This window comes from Duncaniella sp., assembly GCF_029054785.1.
GTDB lineage: Bacteria > Bacteroidota > Bacteroidia > Bacteroidales > Muribaculaceae > Duncaniella.
In genome coordinates this window covers 1-2,628 of sequence record NZ_JAIDEN010000120.1, presented here as the reverse complement: position 1 = coordinate 2,628, position 2,628 = coordinate 1, and the positions used below count along the sequence as shown (strand labels likewise).

Annotated in this window: 1 protein-coding gene; it reads left to right on the top strand. The window is 51.2% G+C overall.

What is annotated here, in order from left to right:
- A partial coding sequence (locus K2H17_RS07765; protein ID WP_300133434.1) for an outer membrane beta-barrel protein occupies positions 1–2,537 on the top strand: 2,537 nt, incomplete at its 5' end.
- Positions 2,538–2,628 lie beyond the last annotated feature (91 nt).

Below are 2,628 nucleotides of genomic sequence, written 5' to 3'. Positions count from 1 at the left end.
TTTTACTGGCTGTGGCGTGGCTTCCTGTTGCCTGGTGCGCCGGAACAGAGGTGTGTGCTTCGACCGTCCCGTCTCAGCCGGGCGACAGTCTGGCTATCGCTGAGATGGATTCGATCCTCAACACGATTGATCTGGATGAGGTCATTGTCACTGCGCCGATCAAGGAGAGGGAGATCCGCGGCGATACGACGATTTTCAATGCGGATGCCTACCGGCTTCGTGACGGGGCCTATCTTCGGGAGCTCGTGCGTCTTATCCCAGGAATGGAGTATGACAAGGCTTCCGGCAGTCTGACTTATTACGGGACACCGCTGGGCGAAGTGATGGTCAACGGGGAGAAGTTTTTCGGCTCGAACATAGTTGCGGCTCTTGAAAACATGCCGGTCGAACTCATCAGCCAGCTCAAAGTCTACGACAAGGCTTCGGAAGAGGAGGAGTTTACCGGGGTGAGGACCGGAAGCAAGAACCATGTCCTCGACATCCGGACCAAGCAGAAGTTCGACGGGATGCTGATGGCGGGTGCCGCGGTCGGCATGGGCAATGAGAAGCGCAAGGAGGCTCGGCTGTTCGGACACTATTTCGAGATGGGGGGTAACAATTATTCCCTGAACGCCGACATCGGCAACAAAAATATCCTCAGTGGTTTCAGTGGCAACCGCCATGACTCCATGTACGGAAGCCTCTACAAAAAGATTAAAAAAATCAACGTCAATGTCTCGGCTTCATATAACAACAGCATCAACGGTGACAGGCGGTCGAACTATGTAGAGAGCTATATGGTGACCGGAAATAAATATAGATATTCGGCTGATGAGAGTCATTCGAAAAACCGTTCGCTGAATCTGTCGGGGGGCATCAGCGGTGAGATTTTCAAAAAGACCTATCTGTCACTGCAAGGAAGTTTTGGCTACGCTCGGTCCAGAAGTGAAAACGGCAGCCACAGTGCGGTCTTTAACACGGATCAGGCTTTGGATATCAAAGATCCATTCGGCGATCCGGCCTATGAGCAGCTCCCGCCTGACCATAGGGTCAATGAAGACCGATCCTCTTCGTCGGACAAAAATACAATGCGTAATTACAATGTTTCCTTCAATCTTGCGAGGCGTCTAAACGATTCCGGAAGTTCACTGTCTCTTTCGGTCGGGACCGGGGCTGACAATTCGCGCGGCAAGTCTTTCAGTCTGTCGGAAATCAGATATTACCAGCTGCTTAATGCCGCCGGAGGCGATTCGGTGCTATATCGCAATCAATATCGTCTGAGCCCCACGAGATTGCGCAACTATTCTGTCGGACTGGCTTTCAACCAGGCAATCGGTAAGGATTTCTCTCTGAATGCAGGATATAAGTATGTGGAAAAGCGTCAGCGGAGTGAGCGTCTGACCTATGATCTGTCTCCTTTTATGGATGAGTCAGGCGCGCCCGCTTATCTCCCGCAGGACTATCTCCGGGGTTATGTAGACTCTCTCAGCAACCATAGTTTCAGCCACACTGTCGGCCATCAGATTGATTTCTCAATAAATTATATCAAAGAACATCTGAGGATCATGGGGTCTGTGGCGGCCACTCCCCAGCGGCAGACTCTCGACCAGAAGACCGGATCGATGAGCGGCGACACGGTCCGTTCGTCGGTCAGTCTGTCGACATCGCTGAACATAGATATCAACAGAGATAAATATAGTCTTGATTTCAGTTACAGCGGCTGGAGTGACCAGCCTGCTCTGAGTCTGCTGATGAGCATGACCGACAATAGCAATCCGCTCTCTGTCACGCATGGCAATCCGGCTCTGAAACCGTCTTACAGACAGGATTTCCGTGTGTCCTTCCGGCTTAACAAATTTTTTATGAACGCCGATCTGGCCTATTCCAATATCTATAATGATGTGACTCAGGCGGTGTTCTATGATCCTGAATCCGGCGTGAGCGAGTCATATCCTGTCAATATCAACGGCAATTGGTCGGTGAGATCTTCTCTTTGGTTTCACCATCGGCTGAAGAAAGTGATGTTTTCGGGCCGTCTTGGCGGCAATTACAGCCATCAGGTCTCTTTGCTCAACGAGGGGCAGGCGGCAGAGCCGGTAAGGAGCGTCACTCTGGTGCGTACATGCGATTCAAATCTCTCAGCCACGTATATGGGCATGAACACCACGCTGACGGCTAATTTTGATTGGCGGTTCAACAATTCGCGGAACCGACTGCGCGATACCCGAAGCTACATGCGCGACTATGGCTGTGGGCTTACCGGCAACCAGCGCTTTCTCAATCGCTTTGAGGTTGGCGGCAATTTCCGCTATTCATTGAGCAACAGTTCGATTGCCGGTGTGAAAAACAATGAAGAGACCCTGCTTGATTTCAATTGCAGCTGGAGTTTCCTTAAAGATAAGTGCATGAAGCTGGCGTTTGAATGGAACGATATCCTGAACCGAAAGAAAAGCATCAGCCGCGGATCATCGCCAACGGGAATCTATGAAATGCGTTCGATGATTATCGGCAGCTACTTCATGTTCACCCTGAGCTATGATTTCAGGCGGAACGACTGATGTTTTGGCGCGGTGTTTCCCGGTCCGTATTAGTCGTGTTTACGAGTGTTGGCCGATGAGACTGACCGCACGGTCCCAGTCGCGGTAGAAG